Here is a 22,138-nt window from a genome sequence, read left to right on the forward strand (position 1 = left end):
GAGGACGCTACGCTTCCTTAACCAATCCGCACTGGAATAAAGATTCTGTCACTCCCGCGCTGGATCAGCAAGGCCACCGACTTGGAGGCTTTGCCCACCACGTCGCGCACCTGCTCGACCGAGTTGACCGCACGGCCGTTGACCGAGATGAGCACGTCGCCCGGCTCGACGCCGGCAATTGCCGCCGCGCCCTGCGCATATTCGATGACCAGGCCCGCGGGGATACCGCTCTGGCGGCGCTCGATCGGCTCCAGCGGACGCAGGGCCAAGCCGAGCTTGGCGCTGCTGTCGCCCGGGTTCGCCGCCAGCTCTTCCTGCGGCGAGCGCTTGGCCTTTTCGCTGGCGTCGCCGAGTACGGCGTCCACGCGCACCAGCTTGCCGTCGCGCCAGACGTCCAGCGCCACGCGCTCGCCCGGCTTGGACAGGGCAATGAGGCTCGGCAGGTCGCCCGAGGACACGATCGCCTGGCCGTTGACGCGGCGGATCACGTCGCCCGACTTCAGGCCGGCGCGCTCGGCCGGACCGCCGCGCTCGACGGTCGAGACCAGGGCGCCTTCCGGCGACTCGAGGCGGAACGAATCGGCAAAGGCTTGGCCGACTTCCTGCACGCTCACGCCGAGCTTGGCGTGCTGCACCTTGCCGGTGGCGACGATCTGGTCCTTGATCTTGACCGCGACATCGATCGGGATCGCGAACGACAGGCCCTGGAAGCCGCCGGTCTGGCTGTAGATCTGCGAGTTGATGCCCACCACTTCGCCGCGGGTGTTGAACAGCGGGCCGCCCGAGTTGCCCGGGTTGACCGCCACGTCGGTCTGGATGAACGGCACCATGCTGTCCGACAGCGAGCGGCCAGTGGCGCTCACCACGCCGGCGGTGACGGTGTTTTCCAGGCCGTACGGCGAACCGATGGCCAGGACCCACTCGCCCGCCGCGAGGTTACGCGATTTACCCATCGGCACCACCGGCAGGTTCTTGGCGTCGATCTTCAGCACGGCCACGTCGGTGCGCGGGTCGGAGCCCAGGACCTTGGCGCGGAATTCGCGGCGGTCCTGCAGCTTGACGGTCACTTCGTCGGCGCCTTGCACGACGTGGGCGTTGGTCAGGATGACGCCGTCCGGGCTTACGATGAAGCCCGATCCGGCGCCGAAAACGGGAGCCGGCGTGCCGCGACCGCCGCCATAGCGGGGGTCCTGGAACTGCCGGAAAAACTCGTACAGCGGATGGTTGGGGGACAGCTGCGGCACGCCGCCGCCGCGGTTGGCGGTCTTGGTAGTGCCCATGACACGAATGTTCACCACCGCCTTGCCGTTGGTGGAGGCGATGCGGGTGAAATCAGGAAGGGTGACCGTGCCCGCCGGCGTCGGAGCCGGGGCTGCCGCGGCAGGTGCCGGTGCGGCGACGGGCGCCGGGGCGGCGACGGCAGCCGGCGCGGTCTCGGCTGCGACATTATTGTGGTTGACGGCAAGCGCACCGACCGCTCCGCCGATGACGCCCGCGGCACCCAGGGCCAGCGTGAGGCGTTTGGCAGTGATGGCAGTGACGGCACCTTCGTTACGCATGTATGTGCTCCTGATGAAAAATAGTTGTTCGATGATGGTGTCTTATCGATGGGTGTAGTTTCCCAAAGCTGGCTTAGAACATGCTTAAGCTGGCAACTTCGTTCCTTACGTCATCCTTAATGTCGCGTTCAGATGATCGTGACCGCCCTACGGAAAACACAGCCCCATTCGCCAAAAAGGGCGCCACATGGGCGCCCTCTTTCAAGCTACTTCTCCGTACCTCAAGCGCCTACTTCCAGATCAGGCAGCTTCGCGCTGTTCCAGCGCCTGGACGTTGCCGGTATTGCCGGTGGCGTCGGCGATGGCGATCTTGCGCGGCTTCAGTGCTTCCGGCACTTCGCGCACCAGTTCGATGGTGAGCATGCCGTTGTCGAAGGAAGCGGTGGTGACCTTCACGTGGTTCGCCAGCTGGAAGCGCTGCTCGAAGTCACGGGCAGCAATGCCACGATGCAGGTAGGTGCGCTGGACCTCATCCTTCTGCTTGCGGCCGGTGACGTGCAGGGTGTCGCGTTCGGCGACGATTTCCACTTCATCGCGGGTGAAGCCGGCCAGGGCCATGACGATGCGGTATTTGTCTTCGCTCACCAGTTCGATGTTATACGGCGGGTAGCTCGGCTCGCTGCGCTGCTCGAGCAGGCTGGCCAGGCGATCGAAGCCGATGGCGGAACGGTACAGGGGAGTCAGGTCGAAAGTACGCATGGTAGATATCCTTTTTAAGTTAAGCGATATGTTGCCGGACCTCATCGTGAGCATCCGGTGACTCCAATCTAGTGCCATGCCAACGCACTTTCAAGACATACAAAATATGAAATTTTGGCACATTTTGCAAATTTTATTTGGATTCATGTTGTACGGCATGTTTGGCCGTCGCCCGCTCTGCGAGCACGCGGAACGCGGCAGTACCACCGGTGGCGGCCTTGCGCGTCGACCGCACCGCAGGCGCGCAAGGCGGCTCAATTTGCGCTAAGGTAACGGCCTTCGCCACCATACCCAGCCACCATGTTTTCCATCGTCCTGAACATCATCGGTTCGCTGTTCCACCTGTACGTCGCCGCACGGCTGTATTCCCTTGCCCCGGTCCGCAAACGCATCCCGGCGCCCGCCTGGTGGATCGGCGCCCTGCTCGTCTGGCTGCTGTACATCGCCGGCGTGCACATCGGCGACCAGGCGCTCGACTGGCGCTGGTGGCCCGGGCAGTTCGCGCTGACCTGGCTCGGCATCACCTTCGTGATGTCGCTGTGCCTGCTGGTGGCGGACATCGCGAGCGGCTTCGGTTTCTGGTGGCGCGCGCATACGCAGAAGATCCGCGGCGCCGGTGCGCTGGCGGGCATTTCGCTGGCCGCCTTCGCCCTGTTCCAGGGCATGCGCGCGCCCGTCATCGTCGAACAGGAAGTCGTCATGCGGGACCTGCCGCAGGCGCTGGACGGCACCGTGATCGTGGCCATCAGTGACATCCACCTGGGCGCCCAGCGCCGTTCGGAATGGCTGGCGCGGCGCGTCGAGCAGATCAACGCCATCAATCCGGCCGCGGTGCTGCTGCTGGGCGACCAGGTCGAGGACAACCCGATCGGCGAGCCGCAGCTGGCGCCGACGCTGCGCGGCCTGCGCGCGCCGCTCGGCGTGTGGGCCGTGACCGGGAACCACGAGTTCTACGGCGATGCCGAGACCACGGTGGCGCAGTTCGAGGAAGGCGGCGTGCGCTGGCTGCGCGACCGCCAGGTGGAACTGGCGCCGGGGCTGGTGCTGGCCGGGATCGAGGACATCGGCGCGGCCATGCGCCGCGACGGCGACATCACGGGCGGCCTGGCGCGCACCATTCCAGCCGCCACCGCAACGGAAACCAAAGCGGCAACGATCCTGATGTCGCACATCCCGGCCGCCGCCATCATCGAGGAAGCCAGCGCGCGCGGCGTGGACCTGATGCTGTCCGGGCACACGCACGGCGGCCAGATCTGGCCGTTCAGCTATGCGGTGCAGAAGCGCTTCGCGAAGTATGCCGGCGCCTACGACGTGGACGGCATGACGCTGTACGTGACGCGCGGCGCCGGCAGCTGGGGCCCGCGCATGCGCCTGTGGCAACCGGGCGAGATCATCAAGCTGACGCTCAGATCTCCCACTGCAGCTTGAGCGTCAGCGACTTGCTGCGCTCCCTTGCCAGCGGCCGCTTCTCGTCCACATAGCCGGCCGACACCGCGCGTCCGTGCCGCCACAGGTGGCGGACCAGCAGCGAGCGGTGCACCTCGCGCTCGTTCCACGCTTCCAGCTGCGAGACGCCGTCGTCGCGGCGCGCGGCCCAGGTGTTCTGGGCCAGCAGGCGCACCGAGTCGCGCGGGCTCAGGTGCAGGTTGGCCAGCCAGCGCCAGGCCGTATCGGCGAAGGCCGGATGGCCGAGCGTGCCCTGCACCCAGGCGCGGTTGAGGTGGTGGTCGAGTTCCAGCGCCCAGCCGCGCGCCAGCGCGAAGCGCAGGCCGACGTCGAGCGTCACGTTCCCGCCCGGTCCCACGCGGTCGGCATCGACGTCGAGCTGGCGTCCCAGCGTCGCTTCGAACGCGATCCTCGACACCCACGGCGCCGGCACCGTGGCACCGCCGACATGCAGCGCCGGCGTGCGGTGCAGCCGGCCGCCGCGCCGCCCGCGCTGGCGGTCGAACCCGAGCTGGGTCCAGAACTCGGTCTGGCCCGGGGCCGATAGCCAGAAACCGGGGCGGACCTTGCGTTCCACGACTTCTCCGCCGGGCTGTCCGGCGTCGTGCCCGGCGCCGTGCCCGGATAATGTGCGCGTCTCCTGCAAGCCCACATGCGCCTCGAACTCGTACAGTTCCAGTCCCGCCACCCGGCGCTGCCCCAGCATGCGGTTGACCTCCGCAGTCGCCCTGGCGATGCCGGCCTGCGGCACGAAGCCGTTGTCGTTGACGAAGCCCGGCCCGATCGCCTCCAGAGAGAATTCGTTCCACCACGCTTCGGTGCTGTGAACATACTTGCCATGCAGGTAGGCGCCCGAGCGGCGCGCGCCGCGCACCGGCTGCATCGCCTCGTCGAAACCGGCCGTGGTGCGCGAATGCATCACGGTGATGCCGGCCTGGCGCTGGGCATGGTCGCCTCCGGTGTCACCGCCGCCGCTGCGCCATTGCGCGTCTACGCCGACCACGTCGTTGGCGCCCCCGCCTTCGACCGCGCGCTGCGAAGCAAAAGCGCCCAGCAGCAGCCCGTCGCCGTGCCAGCGCATGCGCACCAGGCTGGCCGTGGTGGCGCGCGGCTGCACGGCTTCGAAGGTCTCGTAGGGACGGCCGCGCAGCACCAGTCCGCCTTCGGCGTCGCGCAGGTGCATCGCGGTGGCGTCCGCGCCGGCCGAACGCCAAGTGGCGCGCAGCCCCCAGTCCGGGTCGCCCACCGTGCGCGAATAGAAAGCCGGCAGCGGCAGGCCGAGCACGTCGGCGCTCTCCAGGAAGAAGCCGCGCTTCTCGGGCAGGCTCAGGGCGATGTTGCCGGCGCCCTGGGACACCGGCTGGTCCAACTCGACCTGCGAATAATCCGGGTTGAGCGTGGCGTTGAGCACCCAGTCGGCGCGCGGGCGCGCATTGACCTCGAGCCCGAGTTCGGCGCGCCGCCCGCGGCTGCCCACGCCGTCGGCGGCGCTGCGCTCGCTGCGCACGGTCAGTTCCGGCCGCAGCTCGACGAAGCGGCAGTCGCGCACCGCGACGACGGTGTCGTCCATGCCGGCCACGTCCCGCAGGAAGGCCAGGTGGCTCAGGGCATCGGTGCGCAAGGGCGCGCTCACCAGCAGGGCGCCGTCGGCATGGGGAATGCTGCGTTCGACCAGCACGCGCCAGTCCTTGCCGCCGGTGTAGGGAAAGCGCAGGCTCGACAGCGGCCAGCGCACTTCCATGCTGTAGCCGTCCGGCAGGCGGGCGACGGCGGCCTCGATCGGGAAATCGGGCCCCAGGTCGGATTCGTCGCCATCGGCCCGGTGCAGGCCGTCGGTGAGCACGCCGGCCAGGTTCACGCGCACGAACTGGGCGGCGCGGCCATGGCCCACCGGGTCGATCCAGATGCCGATGAAGTCCTGGTCCAGGCCGACCTTGTCGCGCCGCGCCAGCACGCCGCGCATCCGCTCCGACCGGTCGTCCCAGGCACGGATGCCGAACACCAGCGCATCGTCGTCGACCAGCAGCTGCACCGCCGTGCGCACCCCTGCACCCGGCGGTTTGCCGTCGCGCGGCGCATGCTTGTGGAAGGCGTCGAAGACCGGCGCACGCTGCCAGGCAGCGTCATCGAGCCGGCCGTCGATCACCGGCGCGGACGCGCCGGTGATGCGGAACGCATGCAGGCCGCGGCGTCCCTCGTCGGCCGCGAGGGCGCCGGTGGCAAGCAAGGCCCCGGGCAGCACGCAGGACGACAGCAGGAACGAAGGGAGGCGGGACAGGGATCGTGGCACGCGTGAATGCCTTGCTCGGTCAGCGGGGCCGGGAGTGTAGCATGTGTTTCTGGCAAGCTTACGGGTCTCTGCCGAATGGCAGAGGCAGGGAAAGAGGCGCAGCCGCACCGTGTTTTCAGTCGGGCAGGCGCGCGTCCCTGCTGACCATTTCCTGCAAGGTCTGTTGCGACAGCGCCGGGCTGAAGTAATAGCCCTGCATCTGGTCGCAATCGTGGTCGCGCAGGAAGGTCAGTTGCTCGCGCGTCTCGACGCCTTCGGCGATCACCTTCAGCTTGAGGTTGTGCCCGAGCGCGATGATCGCGCGCGTGATCACCAGGTGGCCGTCGTGGGGGACATCGCGCAGGAAGGAGCGGTCGATCTTGATGAAGTCGACCGGGAATTTCTGCAGGTGGCTCAGGCTCGAATAGCCGGTGCCGAAATCGTCGATCGACAGCCGCACGCCGAGCGCCTTGAGCTGGGCCAGCACTTCCATTGCTTCTTCGGGCCGGTCCATCAACTGGCTTTCGGTCACCTCGAGTTCGAGTTTGCCCGGGTTGATGCCATGGCGCGCCAGCGTGGCGGCCAGGCGGTCGGCAAACTGGCGCTGGCGCAGCTGGCGCGCCGACAGGTTGACCGATATGACAAAGTCGTCCACGGCGAGCGCGTCCATCGCCTTGAGCGCGCCGCAGGCCTCGTCGATCACCCATTCGCCCAGCGGCACGATCAGGCCGGTTTCCTCGGCCACCGGAATGAAGCGCTCCGGCGAGATGGTGCCGTCCACCGGGTGCTGCCAGCGCACCAGCGCCTCGGCGCCGACCACCTTGCCGGTGCGCAGGTCCACCTTCGGCTGGTAGCCCAGCACCAGCTCGTGTTCGCGGATCGCCCGGCCGAGGCTGGCTTCGAGCAGCAGGTGCTCGTGCACGATCTGGTTCAGCTCGCTTGAGTAAAACTGGCAGTTGTTCTTGCCCATGGTTTTTGCGTGGTACATGGCGGAGTCGGCCGCGCGCATGATCTTGTCCGGGTTGTCGCCGTCGTTCGGGAACAGGCTCACGCCGATGCTGGTGCCCGGCACGATCTCCTGTCCCGCCGCCACGACCGGCTGGGTGACGCTGCGGCGGATGCGTTCAAGCAGGTCGGCGATGCGCTCGATGTCGGGCTGGTCGCAGATGAGCAGCACGAACTCGTCGCCGCCGACCCGCGCCACGGTGTCGTCCTCGCGCATGTTCTCGCGCAGCCGCCCGGCGATTTCGCGCAGCACGGCGTCGCCGGCCTCGTGCCCGAAGTTGTCGTTGATGTGCTTGAAGTTGTCGAGGTCGAGGAAGGCCAGCGCCCCGACAGTCTGGTGGCGCGTGGCGTGCTCGATGGCATGGTGCAGGCGCTCCTGCAGCAGCGTGCGGTTGGCCAGCCCGGTAAGCGGGTCGTGGTGGGCCAGGTGGTGCAGCCGGCGCTCGTAGTGGCGCGCTTCGGTGATGTCGCTGATGACGCCGACGAAGTGCGTGACTTCGCCGTCGAGGTTGACCACCGGGTCGATGCGCAGATCGTTCCAGAAGATCTCGCCGTTCTTGCGCACGTTGCGCAGCACCGAACGCACGCCCTCCTTGCGCCCGAGCGCTGCGCGGATGCGGGCGCGCTCGTCGAGGTCGCATCCGTCCAGGCCCATGAAGCGCGGGTTCCGTCCCTTGATGTCGGCAAGCGTATAACCGGTGATCTGCTCGAATGCGGGGTTGACGTATTCGATCCGGTGCTCGTTCCCGTCGCACAGGGTGATCACGATGGCGTTCAGGCTGGAATAGATGGCGCGCTCGCGCACCAGCAGGCCCTGCTCCGCATGCTTGCGCGCCGTGATGTCCAGGCCGGTGCCGAAGACGCAGGGCAGGTTGCCCAGGCTGGTGCGCGAGCATTGGAACAGGAAGGCGGTGCGTTTGCCGTGCTTGCCGACCAGCTCCGCCTCGTGGTGGGAAGAGCCATCTTCGAAGGCGCGCAGGATCTTTTCGACGATCATCGCCCGGTCCTTCTCGTCGAAGAAGAACTTGACGTTAGTTGTCGGCAAGTCTTCGGTGTCCATCTCGAGGGCTTCTTCGAGCTGGCGGTTCCACAGCAGCAGGTGGCCGCTCTGGTCGATGACGTAGAACACGCAGGGCAAGGCCTCGATGAGGTCGTCCACAGGCAGATCCTGGATCAGGGCATAGCGCGGCGGAAGCTGGCCGGCGCGCGGGACCACGATGACGCTGTAGGTGCCGGACTGGTCGGGGTCGAAGGATTGCGGCGCCACCATCACGCGCACCGGCAGGCGCCTGCCGTCGGCGCAGATCACGGTGCCGACGTTCTCGGCATCGACGCGCGCCGCCATGCGCGGCTTGCCGCCGGCGGGCTCGTCGAACGCGATGATGCGGTCGATCGTCATGCCGCGGATATCGGCCGCAGTGTAGCCGGCAAGCTGTTCGCATGCCTTGTTCCAGCTTTTCAGGACACCGGCCGCATCGACGACGAACACCGCAAGGGGCAAGGGCGAGAGGTTCAAACGCTTCTCCAGGACTGCCGTGCCTTTGCACGCGTAAATACATGATAGCGCAGCAAGCCGTCGCGGGCGAATCGGAATCGTACCGTGCTGCGCTTTCCCGGGACAATCCCTTGCTGCGCCAGGGCGCTGACAGGGCGCTTACCGGCCGCTTACAATGCGGTGGCGGCGCCATCCGGTGCCGGAAAACAGGGACGAGAGATATGGCGGCCGTCAATCCGGACGAAGTCGAATTCAGCGCGATCCGGGCCCAGGGGCCGGGCGGGCAGAACGTCAACAAGGTGTCGTGCGCGGTGCACGCCCGCTTCGACGTGGCGGCTTCGTCGCTGCCGGCGCCGGTCAAGGAGCGCCTGCTGGCGCTGCGCGACGCGCGCATCACAGCCGAGGGCGTCATCGTCCTGAAGGCGCAGGGCTCGCGCAGCCTGGAGCAGAACAAAGTGGACGCCCTGCGGCGCCTGCAGGAGCTGGTGGACCGGGCGGCCACGGTGCCCGTGGTGCGCCGCCCTACCCGGCCGACGCGCGGCTCGCAGCTGCGCCGGCTCGACAGCAAGGCGAAGAGCAGCCGCACCAAGGCGCTGCGCGGCAAGGTGGGGGAATAAGCGCCCTCATGCAGCCCGTAGCCGGCGGCGATGATGCCCGCTTCTTCCATATTGCCGTGTTAAAGATTGCATAATCATTCCCCCTGTAGAATACGGCGTTTTGAAAATCATGTGAATGCAATGGCCACACAGGGCGAATACGACTATTTCAAGAACATCGGCGCAGGAGGGATGCACCATGCGACGCACAAGCCCTGGTCCGACAGCCAATGCGGCTTGTACCTGATGGAACTGGGCGCGATGATGGGCCTGATGCCGGAGGGCGGGCGTCTGCTCGACATGGGTTGCGGCACCGGCTGGACAAGCGTGCTGTTCGCGAAGCGGGGCTACGACGTCGTCGGCCAGGACCTGGTGCCCGAGGCAATCGAAGCGGGCCGCCGGCTGAAGCAGGAAAACCGGATCGGGAACCTGGACTTCGTCGTTGGCGATTACGAGTCGCTGGCATTCAAGGAAGAGTTCGATATAGTCGTGTTCTTCGACTGCCTGCACCATGCCGTCGACGAAGTGAGCGCCCTGTCCAGCGCCTACCGTGCGCTCAAGCCGGGCGGCATCGTCATCACCTCCGAGCCTGGCCTGGGGCATGAGCGGCGTTCGGCGGCCATCATGGCCGAGTTCGGCGTTACGGAGCGGGACATGCATCCCGCCAAGATCATCCGCGGCGCAAGGAAAGTGGGCTTCCGCAAGTTCAGTGTTCACCCGCATGCCTCCTACCTGTACATCGCGCTGTACCGGCGCAACCAGCACGGCATGCTGGGCAAGCTGCTGCGGGTGCCGGGCATGCGCACGCTGGTGGGCTTGTTCACGGTACTGTTCTCGAAACACCAGGCAGGCATTGTCGTACTGCAAAAATAGCGCCTGCAGCATGGGCACGCCAGTGAACGGTCGTTGACGCCCCGCACTCGTTATACTGTTGCGGGCGCCGCAGTTGGGCGCACGCACGTCATGTCCGGCAAGGCCGAGGACAATGTCCGGGATTCACCAACCACGATGAACCACGACGAAAAGCACACGATGTACGATCAACCCGTTTCCCACAGGCTCCGCAGCCTGGTCCGCTCGCTGCCGCGCTCCGGCATCACGCTGAGCGAACTTCTCCACCAGGTCGGCAGCGACGGCCTGCTGATCCTGACGACGCTGCTGACGCTGGTGTTCCTGATCCCGGTGTCGATCCCGGGCGTGAGCACGGTGTTCGGCGCCGCCATCCTGCTTATCGGCATGAGCCGCCTGTTCGGGCGCGAACTGTGGATCCCGGGCCGCCTGAAGCACAGGGTCATCGCCACCAGGAAGCTGCGCCCGCTGCTGCGCAAGGCGCTGCGCTGGATGCAGAAGATCGAACGCGTGAGCCGTCCCAACCGCATTCAGTGGCTGGTGGCGAACGGCCCGATCCAGCACCTGAACAACGCAGCCCTCATCCTGGGCGCCGTGCTGCTGATGATGCCTTTCGGTTTGATCCCGTTCAGCAACACCTTCCCGGCCGTGGCGCTGCTGTTCCTGGCCATCGGCCTGCTGCAGCGCGACGGCGTGTGCGTGCTGCTGGGCCACATCAGCAATGTGCTGACCATGCTGTATTTCGCGGTGCTCATCGGCGGCGGCGGCCTGGCCGCGCGCGAACTGTTCCTGCGCCTGAACGGCTGACAAGCGTAGGCCCGCCCTCGCGTAAACAATCGATCGTTGCGGGGGCCATTGTCGAGTGATACACTCCGCGCGTTTCACGGAGGATATTTCTTTGGACCCTACTCGGAGTCGACATTCATCGACAACGTTCCGGCGAGGTATCGAGTAAGCGACCAGCTTGCCCGCTGCCTTGCCTTGTGGCGGGCAGCGCTCTCGAATACCGATCCCGGTACTCGCCGCTTCCCATGTGACAGTCTGCCGCGTCCTGCGGCGCACTTCTGGCGGCGCCGACACGCGCCGCAGGGGAGAACTCATGCATCATCAGGTCCTACCGAGGCGCCTTGCGCCTGCCGTTGCGTCGGCAATCCGTCCCGTCGTTGCCCTGCCGCGCCGCCTGCAGGCCGCGGCGCTCGTGCTGCTGAGCAGCTTGAGCATCCCGGGGCAGGCCGGCCGGCCCATGATCACCGACGATGCCGGCATCGTCGACCCGCGCGCATGCCAGCTCGAAACCTGGACCCAGCGCGGTCCACGGGCGCGCGCATTCTGGGCAGTTCCTGCCTGCAACTTCACAGGCAAGCTCGAGCTCGCCCTGGGCGCGGGACGCAGCAGCGGCGCGGACGATGCCGGCTCGATGGCAGTGTTGCAGGGCAAGACGCTATTCAAGGCAATGGACACCAACGGCTGGGGCGTCGGACTGGTGTTCGGAACACAGTTCACCCGCTCCGGCGAGCGCAGCACCGATCGCTATGCGTTCGTGCCGCTGAGCCATTCCTTCCATGACGATCGGCTGCTGGTGCACACCAACCTCGGTTGGCTGCGCGAGGGGCTGCAGAACCGGCATCGCGCAACCTGGGGCATCGGATCCGAACTGCGCGCGGGCGAGCGGACATGGCTGACCACGGAAGCGTTCGGCCAGAGTGGCTCGAAACCTTCCTACCAGCTCGGTTTCCGGCATTGGATCGTCCCCGAGCGCGTCCAGGTCGACGGTACCTATGGCAGGCATGCCATGGATTGCGGCAGGGAACGGCAAATTTCGATCGGACTGAAATTCGTCACCGACCGCATCCTGCCATAAGCATGGCGGTCGTTCTGGAAGGATGAGAAATGATCAATGCATTCGTTCTAAAAAATGGGCGGCTGGTCCAGCTGCCGCCGGGAGCCTGGAAAGACAAGCAGGCGTGCGCACCGGTATGGCTCGACTTGACCGCGCCCGACGATGAGGAACGTGCCTGGGTGCAGGCTGCCTACGGTGTCGTGCTGCCGGATGAGGAAAAGCTGAAGGACATCGAGGCCTCGGCGCGCTACTATGAGGCAGAAAACGGCGACCTCCATTTGCAGACCGACTTCCTGCTGGAAGAGGACGAGGGGGCATCGCGCGTCATCACGGTGGCCTTCGTCCTGGCAAAAGGCATCCTGTTCTCGGTACATGCCAGCGATCTTCCGGTATTCCGGCTGGTGCGGCTCCGGGCCCGGTCGCGGCCGGGATCGATCGTCGACTTCAAGGACGTACTGCTCGATCTCTACGCGACCGATATCGAATACTCGGCAGACGTCCTGGAGGGTATCTACCGCAGCCTGGAACAGGTGAGCCAGTCGGTGCTGAAGAGGGATCTGAGCGACCAGGGAGCCGCGCGCATCCTGAGCGCCATCGCGCACGACGAAGACCTCAACGGACGCATCCGGCGCAACATGTTCGACACCCGCCGGGCGGTGAGCTTCCTGATGCGTGGCCGGTTGTTGAATGAAAGCCAGTCCGAGGAGGCCCGGCAGATCCTGCGCGATATCGAGTCCCTCGATGGCCACACCTCGTTCCTGTTCGAGAAAATCAACTTCTTGATGGACGCCACGGTAGGTTTCATCAACATCAACCAGAACAAGATCATCAAGATTTTCTCGGTTGCCTCGGTTGCCTTCCTGCCGCCGACGCTAGTCGCGAGCAATTACGGGATGAACTTCGAGCTCATGCCCGAGCTGCAATGGTCCCTTGGCTATCCGTTCGCGATCGCACTCATGGTGGCGAGCGCAGCCATTCCTTTACTGTATTTCAAGAGACGCGGCTGGCTGGCCTGACGGCCGGGACCGGGACGGCAGCCCGGCCGGTCCTTCGCCGCTAGCCGAACAGGCCGTGCAGATACCAGCGCGGCGCGGCATCCTCGCCGGCGCCGACGATGCGCTCGCGGTAGATCCAGTACAGCGTATGGTCCTGCCCTTCGGCGATGAAATAGTCGCGCGTCTGCGTTTCGCTCCACCAGCCGGCCTCGATGCGTTCCGGGGTCGAGGCGACCGTCAGCGGCGAGCCATAGAAGGGCCGGTGGTTGCGCATCAAGAGTGCGATCGGCTTGGCCAGCAGCCAGCTCGGGCGCGGCAGGCTCGCCACATCGGGCGGCAGGCGCGCCGCGCGCTCGGCCTCCCGCACCTTCTGCTGCACCGGCACCCATTCGTTGGCGACCTCGGGCCGGTAGTCGGCCCGCGGCAGTGCCTGCAGCACGTTTTCCGGCCCCAGGCGCGCCACCAGCAATTCCAGCATGCGCATGCGGTCTTCCTCGGTGCCTCCCGGCTCGGGAAACAAGGATTCGCTCGGCGGCGCCATCGCCCGCACCTGCCCTGCTTCCAGGCCGAGGCCGATCACCGGCGCGGCCAGTTCCTGCTTGGCCAGCCTTTCCCTTAACAGCCGCACCAGGTGCTCGTCGCGCCAGGTCGGTTCGGCCAGTGCGATCTCGAGCGGCGTGGGCGGCATGGCCACCCGGCCGCGCTCGTGCTCCATCAGCAGCGTGATGCGCTCCACCGCCAGCTGGCGCGCACACAGCCAGCCGGTCAGTTGCAGCACCAGGTGGTGGGCGCCCGCCAGCAGCAGGTCGGCCTGCTCGATGCGGTCGAACAGTTCCAGCCGGGCGCGGAAGCTTTCCGGCGGCGCGATCCACTCGAACAATTCGGGGCACAGGCCATAGGCCGCGTCGAGCATGTCGAGCAGCGCGCGCCCGCAGCGCCGCTGCAGGCCGGGACGCGGCAGGCGCCGCAACTCTCCCAGCCGCTCGCAGCCGATGCCCTCGAACCAGCCGAGGTAGGAACGCGCCGGCGGCAGCAGCGCCACCGGCAGGCGGTCGAGGCGGCGTTCGAGCGAGACCATCCGGAGCGCGCGGCTGCCACTGCCGCCGCCGCTGCCGCCGCCGCTGCCGCCACGGCCGCAGCGGGCCAGCAGCCAGGCCGCCCGCGCCGTCGGCGCGCAGCTGATGGAGGCGGTGAAGCCGAGTGCGCGCAGGCTGGCGCGCACCCGTGCGCACAGGGCGCGGATGCCGCCGAACAGGCGCAGGCTGGCGCCGATGTCCATCAGGAGCGTCGCTTCCTCGGCCAGCGCCACCTGCGGGGTGTACTGGAGCATGGCCAGCGCCACCGCGTTCAGCGCCTCGGCTTCGCGACGGGGATCGCGCTCGTGGAGGCGCGCCTCGGGCAGGAGCATGAGCACGCCGCCACGCCGCATGCCGGGCCGGATGCCGGCCGCGTGCGCCGCCGGCGACATCGCCAGCACCCGTTCCCCTTCGAGGACGACGCTGCCCGCGTCACTGCACCAGTGTGGGCTGAAGATGTCGAGCGCGAGCTGGGGTAGTGACAGGCCGATCCACAAACGCATGTCGTTGCAGGAGAGAAGGAGTAACGGACAAGCCGAGGGGCAGGAACAGCGGCGCGTCGCGCTGCGGTCCCCGGCGTTTGACGAAGTCGATGTGCATGCCGCCGGCCGCCGGCCGCAGCGCCAGGCGCAGGGGCGCGGGCGATGCGTCCTGCGCCGCGGCCAGCGGGCGGAGCATGAAGAACAGGGTTTCGCCGCTTTGCGCCGCCAGGTGCAGGCGGCGCAGGCTCTCGCCGCGCACATGGTTGGCCCAGAACAGCAGCGCGCCGCAACTGCCGCTGCGCAGCACCTGCTCGGCCGCCCACAGCGCGTCGGCGCTGCGGCTGGTCTTGAGCCAGAGCAGGCGCGACGGCGGCAGGCCCAGCGCGGCCAGCGCCAGGGCTTGCGGTGGATGGGGTGGCTGCAGCAGGACGATGCGGCGTTCCGCGCAGGCTTGCAGGGCCGGGCGCAGCAGGCGCATCTCGCCGATGCCGGGCTGCTGCTGCAGCAGCTCGACGAGCGTGCCGAGCGGCCAGCCGCCGCCCGGCAGCTGGGACGTCAGCGGCGCATGACCGGTATCGATGCAGCGCGTGCCGGCATGCGCCAGCTGCGATGCGCGCCAGAGCGAGGGATGCAGGGCTTCCGGCGCAATGCAGGAGGATGGGCCCGGGGTGGATGAGCAGTGCATGATGGTTTTGGCAAAAATACTGTATAAACGTACAGTACTCGCTGAGCCCGGATTTTGCAAGATGTATTCATTTTGGACATACCAGTCCACCGATTGGTATTGACAAAAATAAAAGGGACAATGCGAAGCGCCCTCCTGCTCCCGCCGGCCCGGCAGAAAGCAAAAGTAAAGCGGAAACATGAAATAATGGCGGCTTGTCCATTTCTACCCAAGCAATGATCACCCTGTCTTCCCTACGCCACGGAGCCCGCCCATGAGTACGCTCCAGCTCGTCGGCGCCGTCCTGTTCGCGATTGCCCTCATCCATACGTTTTCCACCAAGCTGTTCCATTCGCTGGCCCAGCGCCATCCGCGCCACGCCGGCCTGTTCCACCTGCTGGGCGAGGTCGAGGTGGTGTTCGGCTTCTGGGCCTTCGTGCTGATCATTGCCATGGCGCTGCTGGCCGGCGCCGACACGGCCATCGCCTATGCCGAGTCGCGCCACTACACCGAGCCGCTGTTCGTGTTCGTGGTGATGGTGATCGCCGCCTCCCGCCCGGTGCTCGACGCCGTGCGCGACCTGCTGGCCATGCTGGCCCGGCTGGCGCCGCTGCGCACCGAGGTGGCGCTGTGCTGGCTCGGCCTGGCGCTGGTGCCCCTGGCCGGCTCCCTGATCACCGAGCCGGCCGCGATGACGCTGGCGGCGCTGATGCTGGCGCCGCAGGTGTTCCGCCCCGGCATTCCGGAAGCGCTCAAGTACGGCGCGCTGGGCGTCCTGTTCGTCAACGTCTCGATCGGCGGCACGCTCACCGCCTACGCAGCGCCGCCGGTGCTGATGGTGGCCGGCACCTGGGGCTGGGACAGCGCGTTCATGGCGGGCACCTTCGGCTGGCGCGCGGCGGTTGCCGTCGTGGTCAATGCCACCGTCGTCACCCTGCTGCTGCGCCGCCACCTGACGCCGCACAACGTCGTCCAGGACGTGCGCATGCCGCTGGTCGTATCCGGCGTCCACATCGCCCTGCTGGCCGGCGTGGTGCTGCTGGCCCACCATCCGGTGCTGTTCATCGGCCTGTTCCTGTTCTTCCTCGGCTATACCAAGGCTTATCCGAAGCACCAGTCGCCGCTGATCCTCAAGGAGGGCCTGCTGGTGGGCTTCTTCCTGGCCGGCCTGGTGATACTCGGCGGCATGCAGCAATGGTGGCTGCAGCCGATCGTCTCGAGCCTGGAGCCGACCGCGCTGTTCTTCGGCGCGCTGGCCCTGACCGCAATCACCGATAATGCGGCACTGACCTACCTGGGTTCGCTGATCGAAGGCCTGTCCGATCACGCCAAGTACATGCTGGTGGCCGGCGCCGTGGGCGGCGGCGGCTTGACCGTGATCGCCAACGCACCGAACCCGGCCGGCGCGGCCCTGCTGCGCGAGGGCTTCGACGGCGGCTCGATCGGCATGGGCGGGCTGTTCCTGGGAGCGCTGGCGCCGACCGCCATGGCGGCGGCGATGTTCCTGATCTGACGAAAGCGCAAAGCGCGGAAAAAGCGGAGGAAGCCATGGACGACGACATCCTGCTGGGCAAGGCCGGCACCATCGAACGCTGCTGCCGCCGTGCGCGCGAGGAATACGAGAAGGACCCGGCCACCTTCGTGAGCGACATCACGCGCCAGGACGCGGCCACCCTCAACGTGATCCGCGCCTGGGAGGCCGCCATCGAGATGGGCGACTACGTGATCGGCAACGCACGCCTCGGCCTGCCGCACGACGAGCGCGAAGTCATCACCCTATTGGCCGAACACGGCTGGATCGATCCCACGCTGGCCGAAGACCTGAAGCGCACCGGCGAGTTCTGCCGCGCCGAATGGGACCACCAGGAGGCCCCGCTGCCGGCGCTGGTGACGATCATCAAGCGCGGGCTGGACGATTTCGGCGCCTATGCGCAGGCGCTGGTGGCCGGAGCCGGCACCGCCCCGGCCTGAACGCAGGCAAGCAGACAACCCGGCCCCGCTTCAGGGCTGGGGCTCGTGCACGTCTCCCACCTTCACCGGCTCGGCGGCGATCTTTTCGTCCGCGATCTCGTGGTCTTCCTCGTCCGCGACCAGCCCCTCCCGCTCGGCGCCGTTGGCCCTGTCGTAGGTGAGCTCGACCAGCATCGCGAAATGGTCCGAGCCGAACGAGGGCAGGCGCTTGATGAAGGACAGCGTGAAATGCTCGCTGTGGAACAGATGGTCGAGCGGCCAGCGGGCAAACCAGAAGCCGGCATGGAAGGTATTGAACATGCCGCGCCCGATGCGGGGGTCGAGCAGGCCGCTGATCTTCCGGAACAGCCGCGTCGTCGTCGACCACGCCACGTCGTTCAGGTCGCCGGCGACGATCACGGGCGTGTCCAGCCCGGCCACGCTCTTGGCCACCACCAGCAGTTCGGCGTCGCGCTGGGTCGATTCGTCGTGTTCCGTCGGGCTGGGCGGCGTCGGATGCAGGAAGTGCATGCGGATCTTGTGGCCGGACGGCAAAATCACCAGGGTATGGATCGACGGGATGTCGTCTTCGACCAGGAACTGGATGGCGCCATCCTCCAGCGGCAGCCGTGAATACACGTGCATGCCGTACAGGTTGTCGAGCGGGCACTTGATGGAATACGGATATTCCGGGTCCAGCACATCCAGCCTTTCCTGCCACCACGCATCCGATTCCAGCGTCACGAAGATATGCGGCTGGTGCTGGCGGATCAGGGCGGTCAGCCCGGGGGCATTCCGGTTCGGGGTCAGGACGTTGGCCGTCAGGATGCGGATCTGGCGGTCCGGCACGGCGGCAACCGAATTCTTCACCTCATGGGGGAAAGCTTTGGTGTACGGGATGATCCACCAGGCCTGGTAGGCCAGGCAGGCGGCATTCACGAAGGCCAGCAGGTGGAACAGGGAATCCTGCCAGTCGAGCAGGGCGACCTGCCCGGCCAGCACGGCCAGCGACAGGATGGCCAGCTGCAGGCGCGGAAAGTCCAGGTCGCGTATCCACCATTTCGTACACCGCGACAGCGGCAGCAAGGTCGCAAGCACGATCAGGGCAACCAGGGTCGCAAAAATGGGAAACATGGCAGGCAGCTCTCAATGGGCGGAACAGCGTTTGCGCAACTCGTAACGAAATGCAATGTGACGAGCATGCCCCCTTCCAACGCGGCAGTCTGTGCGTTAGCGTGCACAACGGCACGCAGGCAGCCCAGCCGCTCAACTCAGCAGGTCAACTCAGCCGTTACCTCGGTGTTAACCAGTCACCTCCTTCCTAAGCGCCCAGCTTGCCAGCCAGGATGAGCGACACCGGCTTGCCCGTGCGCGGGTGCAGGGGCTCACGCATCTCCACCAGGCGCAAGCCATGGGCAATGAACAGGGTGACCCAGCTGGCGACCGTGCGGAAGTACCAGGGCGGCGCATCGGCGAACCCGCTGTTGAAGCCGGCCCAGCTGCCTTCGCGCCAGCCGTCGGCATACGGCGCGTCGCCGCAGGCCAACAGCGGATGGACGGTCTGCACGAGCAGGATGCCGCCCTTGCGCAGGTAGGATGGCGCAGCGCGGAACAAGCCGTCGACGGCTTCGTTCCCGATGAGCGAAAAGTTGCAGACGGCAAGGTCCACCGACAAGTCGAGTTCTCCCGCGGCGACCTGCTCGTAGCTCAGGTGCCGGAAATCGCCGCCGCCTGCGTTGCGCGCCGCATCGACGAGCCCGGGGATCGCATCGACGCCGACCATCTCCACTTCCGGCAGCGCACGTACCAGCCAGCCCTCGCCACAGCCGAGATCGACCGCCGTGCGGGGACGATATGCCCGCGCCGCCTCGACGATCGCCCGGTTCGTGACCAGCACACGGGTTTCGATTTCCTCGTTGCGCACGGCCGCGACCCAGGGCTCGGCATTGCGCGACCAGGCATCGATGATGGCTGCGTCGGTATGGCTGGGCATGGGTCCGCTCCTGGTCTGATCTGTGCGGCCATTATCGCGCGGAACGCCTGAAAAGTCGGCAGATACCTGTGTCTTGAAATGCACACACGGTTACCAACGCTTACAAGTCAATCACGGCGATCCCTCCCGGCTGCCTTCTCAACAGTTCGCGGGACTTGTACCATACGCGTTATTCAGTTTGTCCAAGAAAGCCCCCCATGACCATCAGCACTCTCTCCCGCGCAATCTGCCTGGCCACCATCGCGCTCGCCTGCAGCGCGCAAGTCCAGGCAACCAGCTTCACTTCCTCGGCGTCCAGCGCGGGCTCGGCCTCTTCGGGCAGCGTCTCCGATTCGCTCGGCGCCTCCAGCGACAGCTCGGGCGACGACCGGCGCGTGGCGGCCGGCGCCTACCGCGTGATCGACGTCGCCCAGGCGCCGGCCAAGGCCGACACCACCCGCATGACCCTGCGCGCCGTCGCCGGCGGCCCGGTGCGCGAGTTCTACCTCGACGTGCCCAACCGTGCCCTGGCGCAGCGCGCCGTGCACAAGGGCGAACTGGTGCAGGTGAGCGAGCGCGTGTACGGCTACGAGTTCGCCTACGCCGACACCCGGCAGTCCTTCTTCCTGGCCCTGCAGGACGACTGGTACCGCGAACTGGCCTCGCGCAAAGTCACGAGCTGATGTTCCTGAAGCTGAAGGCGGGGCTGAAGCCCAGGCTGTCCTGCGCCGCGCTCGCCTTCTTTGCCAGCGCCGGCGCCTGGGCCGGCCTGCCGACCTTCTGCGAGCAGTCGCAGGACATCTCCGCGGCCGACCAGGACCGCGTGCTGCGCTTTGCCGGCGTCGTGAAGCAGGAGCTGCAGGCTTCGGGCGCGCAGGTGGCGCTCATCGCGCGCGCGGGCCTGGACCTGAGCCGCTTCGGCCAGCTGTATTCGCATGCGGGCATCGCCCTGCGCGACAACCCGGGCGGCCCCTGGGCCGTGCGCCAGCTCTACTACGCCTGCGACGAATCGCGCCCGCGCATCTTCGACCAGGGCGTCTCCGGCTTCGCGCTCGGGGCCGAGGCGCCCTCGCGCGGCCACATGTCGCTGGTGTTCCTGCCGGAGGAAGACGGCGCGCTGCTGGAGAAAGCCGCGCTCGACAAGCAGCTGGCGCTGGCCCTGCTGGCCGGGAAATACAGCGCCAACGCCTATGCCTTCGGCACGCGCTACCAGAACTGCAACCAGTGGGTGGCGGAACTGCTCGCCAGCGCATGGGGCCGCCTCGACGGGCAGGAGGCCCCGCGCGAGCAGGCGCAGGCGTGGCTGCGCACCCGGGGTTACACGGCCGGTCCGGTGAGGATTCCCTCGCACTGGATGATGTTTGCCGGGCAGTTCGTGCCGCTGGTGCACATGAACGACCATCCGGTGGAAGATATCCACGCGTTGACGCTGCGGGTGAGCGTACCGGCGGCCATCGAGGACTTCGTGCGCCGCGAGTCGCCGCAGGCACGGCGCGTGCAGGTGTGCCACAACGAGCGGCACATCGTCGTGCGGCGCGGCTGGGAGCCGCTCGGCGCCGAATGCGAGCCGGCGCCCGGCGATACCGTCACCGCCCTCACGCCCTGATCTTCACTCCCGTGTTCAGTCCCGTGCCGGTTCGGCAGCCTGCCGGGACTTGAGGGCTTCCAGCTGCCCGGGTGAAAATTCGATGGTCTGCGCCGGAAAGGCAAGACCGATCCCCGCCGCTTCGAGCCGCTCGTAGAGCGACAGGAGCAGTTCCTCGCGCACGAGGACACTGGCATCGAAATCGCGTACGTCGATATACGAGAACACTTCGACATTGAACGAACGCTCGCCGATCTTCGCCAGGTTGGCGCGGGCGCCTTCCGCGATCTTCTCGTGCCCGGCCAGTACCTGCTGGATGATCTGGATCGCTTCCTTGAGCTTGGCGCAGGACGTCCGGTAGTCCAGCGCCACGACAGGATTGAACAGGAAGCGGTCGCGCGCGGCGAAGTTCTCGATCTGGCGCGCCGAGAAGTCGCCGTTGGGAATCGTCACCACCGTGCGCTCCCCGGTACGGATGCGGGTCGAACGGATACCCACATCCTCCACGACGCCGACCACGTCGCCTACCTTGATGAAGTCGCCCACCTGTGCGGGCCGGTCGGCGATCACGGTGACGCTTCCCACCAGGTTCTCCACCGTCTTCTGGGCGCCCAGCGCCAGTGCAATGCCGCCGATGCCCAGCGCCGCAATCCCCGTGGTCACGTCGATGCCGAAGGTGTCGAGGATGCCGATGCCGGAGAACACGAGCAGCAGCACCTTGGCGGTACGCCGCAACAGGGTAATGACGGAAACGACCTGCCGGCGCTGGCGCCGCTGCATGCGCGCGATGGCCAGTTCGGCGAGCGCATCGACCAGGCGCAGGCCGAACCAGACGAGCGCGATGACGGAGACGATGCCCGTATAGCGCAGCAAGGTCTGGCGCGCCACGATGGCCACCGGAAGCCGCTCCGCCCATTCGAAGAACACGAAGACGGCGATCAGGAGGCTCAGCGGCGGCAGGCCCGCCTCGAAGAAGCGGTACACGCCATTGGCTGCGGGATCGGCCACCAGGCGGCGCATGATGGCGACCAGGAGCGCGGAGACCGTCCACAAGCCGCCGAAGATCATGACGCCGAGTCCGACCAGCATCCCCCAGTCCTTCAAGGGCGCGCCGGCGACGACGAATCCGTCACGCTGCATGTCCTGCGCCGCCAGCGACCTGCCCGTCGCGGCCGCGATCCTGCTCACCGTCTCCTGCGACACCCGCCATACCTGCAGGCCGTCGTCTTCGCCTCGGGTCAGCAGGACCGGTATCTTCTTGTCCTTGATGGTGATCTCGCCGACACGCTCCTGGTCGATGGCCAGATCGTTTTCCACCCTGCCGGCGACATCGTTCGACAACACGGCGTACGGCTGCAGCGAGCCGCCATTGTCCAGGAGCACCTGGAATTCGCGCGCCTTGGTGGCAGCGGCCACGCGCTGCCGGTTACTGTTTGCAGGAAGGTCGAAGTACTGGGCGGCGCGATCGTAATCATGCTCGGCCAGGGCCCTGATCAGGCCCGAGATCGTCGAGCGCGGCGTCTCGCGGCCGAGGGGGTCCGACCGCACGGCGGCACTGGGCGCGGCGGCTTCGGGCGCGGCCGCCAGGGCCGGACCGGACGGCAGCACCAGTACGAACAACAGCAGTAGCAAGAACCTGACTGGAGAATAACCCAT

General features: G+C 67.0%; 19 protein-coding genes. 10 read left to right on the forward strand and 9 right to left on the reverse strand.

All coding sequences use genetic code 11. The features are described 5' to 3' along the window. Positions 1-17 precede the first annotated feature (17 nt). Together ACFFJK_RS14190 and ACFFJK_RS14195 are read right to left on the reverse strand one after the other, a co-directional pair. The gene (locus ACFFJK_RS14190; protein ID WP_379679967.1) at positions 18-1,559 is read right to left on the reverse strand and encodes a Do family serine endopeptidase; all 1,542 of its coding nucleotides are present in this window, start codon (positions 1,557-1,559) and stop codon (positions 18-20) included. A gap of 240 nt (positions 1,560-1,799) precedes the next feature. Next, the gene (locus tag ACFFJK_RS14195) at positions 1,800-2,258 is read right to left on the reverse strand and encodes an Hsp20 family protein (RefSeq protein WP_379679968.1); all 459 of its coding nucleotides are present in this window, start codon (positions 2,256-2,258) and stop codon (positions 1,800-1,802) included. Between the two features lie 300 nt (positions 2,259-2,558). Between ACFFJK_RS14195 and ACFFJK_RS14200 the strand changes: the two genes are divergently transcribed. Continuing rightward, positions 2,559-3,686 (forward strand): metallophosphoesterase, encoded by a 1,128-nt coding sequence (locus ACFFJK_RS14200; protein ID WP_379679970.1) that lies wholly within the window; start codon positions 2,559-2,561, stop codon positions 3,684-3,686. On the opposite strand, the gene ACFFJK_RS14205 is transcribed toward ACFFJK_RS14200, so the two are convergent. Both ACFFJK_RS14205 and ACFFJK_RS14210 read right to left on the reverse strand, forming a co-directional pair. Next, positions 3,664-5,994, reverse strand: a complete 2,331-nt coding sequence (locus tag ACFFJK_RS14205) for a DOMON domain-containing protein (protein ID WP_379679972.1) — start codon at positions 5,992-5,994, stop codon at positions 3,664-3,666. The two genes, ACFFJK_RS14200 and ACFFJK_RS14205, sit on opposite strands and share 23 nt — an antisense overlap. A gap of 115 nt (positions 5,995-6,109) precedes the next feature. Continuing rightward, entirely contained in the window at positions 6,110-8,494 is a 2,385-nt protein-coding gene (locus tag ACFFJK_RS14210; RefSeq protein ID WP_379679974.1) for a sensor domain-containing protein, read from the reverse strand. Between the two features lie 200 nt (positions 8,495-8,694). On the opposite strand from ACFFJK_RS14210, the gene arfB reads away from it, so the two are divergent. From arfB to corA, 5 genes are all read left to right on the forward strand, one after another. Beyond that, a complete protein-coding gene (gene arfB / locus ACFFJK_RS14215; protein WP_379679975.1) occupies positions 8,695-9,090 on the forward strand; it encodes an alternative ribosome rescue aminoacyl-tRNA hydrolase ArfB in 396 nt (131 codons plus the stop codon). A 120-nt stretch (positions 9,091-9,210) separates the two neighbouring features. Beyond that, positions 9,211-9,942, forward strand: a complete 732-nt coding sequence (locus ACFFJK_RS14220; RefSeq protein WP_379679977.1) for a class I SAM-dependent methyltransferase — start codon at positions 9,211-9,213, stop codon at positions 9,940-9,942. A 90-nt stretch (positions 9,943-10,032) separates the two neighbouring features. Beyond that, positions 10,033-10,725, forward strand: coding sequence for an exopolysaccharide biosynthesis protein (locus tag ACFFJK_RS14225; RefSeq protein WP_379679979.1), 693 nt, complete (start codon positions 10,033-10,035; stop codon positions 10,723-10,725). Between the two features lie 292 nt (positions 10,726-11,017). Beyond that, complete coding sequence (locus tag ACFFJK_RS14230; protein WP_379679980.1) at positions 11,018-11,779, forward strand: PA4824 family protein; 762 nt, start codon at positions 11,018-11,020, stop codon at positions 11,777-11,779. 29 nt (positions 11,780-11,808) lie between these two features. Continuing rightward, positions 11,809-12,774, forward strand: a complete 966-nt coding sequence (corA, locus tag ACFFJK_RS14235) for a magnesium/cobalt transporter CorA (protein ID WP_379679981.1) — start codon at positions 11,809-11,811, stop codon at positions 12,772-12,774. A 40-nt stretch (positions 12,775-12,814) separates the two neighbouring features. Here the strand turns inward: corA and ACFFJK_RS14240 are convergent, their stop codons facing one another. Both ACFFJK_RS14240 and imuA read right to left on the reverse strand, forming a co-directional pair. Then, positions 12,815-14,332 carry a Y-family DNA polymerase gene (locus tag ACFFJK_RS14240; protein WP_379679983.1) on the reverse strand — a complete coding sequence of 506 codons (1,518 nt, stop codon included), beginning with the start codon at positions 14,330-14,332 and terminating at the stop codon, positions 12,815-12,817. Then, a complete protein-coding gene (imuA, locus tag ACFFJK_RS14245) occupies positions 14,262-14,996 on the reverse strand; it encodes a translesion DNA synthesis-associated protein ImuA (RefSeq protein WP_379679984.1) in 735 nt (244 codons plus the stop codon). The genes ACFFJK_RS14240 and imuA overlap by 71 nt, the downstream gene beginning before the upstream one ends. Before the next feature lie 253 nt (positions 14,997-15,249). Between imuA and ACFFJK_RS14250 the strand changes: the two genes are divergently transcribed. Both ACFFJK_RS14250 and hepT read left to right on the forward strand, forming a co-directional pair. Then, on the forward strand, positions 15,250-16,488 hold the full coding sequence (locus ACFFJK_RS14250; RefSeq protein WP_379679986.1) for a putative Na+/H+ antiporter: 1,239 nt from the start codon (positions 15,250-15,252) through the stop codon (positions 16,486-16,488). Between the two features lie 35 nt (positions 16,489-16,523). Beyond that, complete coding sequence (gene hepT / locus ACFFJK_RS14255) at positions 16,524-16,946, forward strand: type VII toxin-antitoxin system HepT family RNase toxin (RefSeq protein WP_379679987.1); 423 nt, start codon at positions 16,524-16,526, stop codon at positions 16,944-16,946. 30 nt (positions 16,947-16,976) lie between these two features. Here hepT and ACFFJK_RS14260 read toward each other — a convergent pair whose 3' ends face one another. Further along, a complete protein-coding gene (locus ACFFJK_RS14260; protein WP_379679988.1) occupies positions 16,977-18,059 on the reverse strand; it encodes an endonuclease/exonuclease/phosphatase family protein in 1,083 nt (360 codons plus the stop codon). Positions 18,060-18,246: 187 nt separating this feature from the next. Further along, the gene (locus ACFFJK_RS14265) at positions 18,247-18,918 is read right to left on the reverse strand and encodes a methyltransferase domain-containing protein (RefSeq protein WP_379679990.1); all 672 of its coding nucleotides are present in this window, start codon (positions 18,916-18,918) and stop codon (positions 18,247-18,249) included. Between the two features lie 197 nt (positions 18,919-19,115). Between ACFFJK_RS14265 and ACFFJK_RS14270 the strand changes: the two genes are divergently transcribed. Together ACFFJK_RS14270 and ACFFJK_RS14275 are read left to right on the forward strand one after the other, a co-directional pair. Next, positions 19,116-19,580 carry a hypothetical protein gene (locus ACFFJK_RS14270; protein ID WP_379679991.1) on the forward strand — a complete coding sequence of 155 codons (465 nt, stop codon included), beginning with the start codon at positions 19,116-19,118 and terminating at the stop codon, positions 19,578-19,580. Then, positions 19,580-20,503 carry a DUF2145 domain-containing protein gene (locus ACFFJK_RS14275; RefSeq protein WP_379679992.1) on the forward strand — a complete coding sequence of 308 codons (924 nt, stop codon included), beginning with the start codon at positions 19,580-19,582 and terminating at the stop codon, positions 20,501-20,503. The genes ACFFJK_RS14270 and ACFFJK_RS14275 overlap by 1 nt, the downstream gene beginning before the upstream one ends. Positions 20,504-20,518: 15 nt before the next feature. On the opposite strand, the gene ACFFJK_RS14280 is transcribed toward ACFFJK_RS14275, so the two are convergent. After that, positions 20,519-22,138, reverse strand: coding sequence for a mechanosensitive ion channel family protein (locus ACFFJK_RS14280; RefSeq protein ID WP_379679993.1), 1,620 nt, complete (start codon positions 22,136-22,138; stop codon positions 20,519-20,521).

It is taken from the genome of Massilia consociata (assembly GCF_042432755.1).
GTDB classification, from domain to species: domain Bacteria; phylum Pseudomonadota; class Gammaproteobacteria; order Burkholderiales; family Burkholderiaceae_D; genus Telluria; species Telluria consociata.

Coding starts and splice junctions, on each gene's coding strand:
- ACFFJK_RS14225 (WP_379679979.1), top strand. CDS start 10,033: ATGTCCGGCAAGGCCGAGGACAATGTCCGGGATTCACCAACCACGATG.
- ACFFJK_RS14275 (WP_379679992.1), top strand. CDS start 19,580: ATGTTCCTGAAGCTGAAGGCGGGGCTGAAGCCCAGGCTGTCCTGCGCC.
- ACFFJK_RS14190 (WP_379679967.1), bottom strand. CDS start 1,559: ATGCGTAACGAAGGTGCCGTCACTGCCATCACTGCCAAACGCCTCACG.
- ACFFJK_RS14250 (WP_379679986.1), top strand. CDS start 15,250: ATGAGTACGCTCCAGCTCGTCGGCGCCGTCCTGTTCGCGATTGCCCTC.
- ACFFJK_RS14195 (WP_379679968.1), bottom strand. CDS start 2,258: ATGCGTACTTTCGACCTGACTCCCCTGTACCGTTCCGCCATCGGCTTC.
- ACFFJK_RS14220 (WP_379679977.1), top strand. CDS start 9,211: ATGGCCACACAGGGCGAATACGACTATTTCAAGAACATCGGCGCAGGA.
- imuA (WP_379679984.1), bottom strand. CDS start 14,996: ATGCACTGCTCATCCACCCCGGGCCCATCCTCCTGCATTGCGCCGGAA.
- arfB (WP_379679975.1), top strand. CDS start 8,695: ATGGCGGCCGTCAATCCGGACGAAGTCGAATTCAGCGCGATCCGGGCC.
- ACFFJK_RS14230 (WP_379679980.1), top strand. CDS start 11,018: ATGCATCATCAGGTCCTACCGAGGCGCCTTGCGCCTGCCGTTGCGTCG.
- ACFFJK_RS14200 (WP_379679970.1), top strand. CDS start 2,559: ATGTTTTCCATCGTCCTGAACATCATCGGTTCGCTGTTCCACCTGTAC.
- ACFFJK_RS14265 (WP_379679990.1), bottom strand. CDS start 18,918: ATGCCCAGCCATACCGACGCAGCCATCATCGATGCCTGGTCGCGCAAT.
- corA (WP_379679981.1), top strand. CDS start 11,809: ATGATCAATGCATTCGTTCTAAAAAATGGGCGGCTGGTCCAGCTGCCG.
- ACFFJK_RS14280 (WP_379679993.1), bottom strand. CDS start 22,138: ATGGGTTATTCTCCAGTCAGGTTCTTGCTACTGCTGTTGTTCGTACTG.
- hepT (WP_379679987.1), top strand. CDS start 16,524: ATGGACGACGACATCCTGCTGGGCAAGGCCGGCACCATCGAACGCTGC.
- ACFFJK_RS14270 (WP_379679991.1), top strand. CDS start 19,116: ATGACCATCAGCACTCTCTCCCGCGCAATCTGCCTGGCCACCATCGCG.
- ACFFJK_RS14240 (WP_379679983.1), bottom strand. CDS start 14,332: ATGCGTTTGTGGATCGGCCTGTCACTACCCCAGCTCGCGCTCGACATC.
- ACFFJK_RS14260 (WP_379679988.1), bottom strand. CDS start 18,059: ATGTTTCCCATTTTTGCGACCCTGGTTGCCCTGATCGTGCTTGCGACC.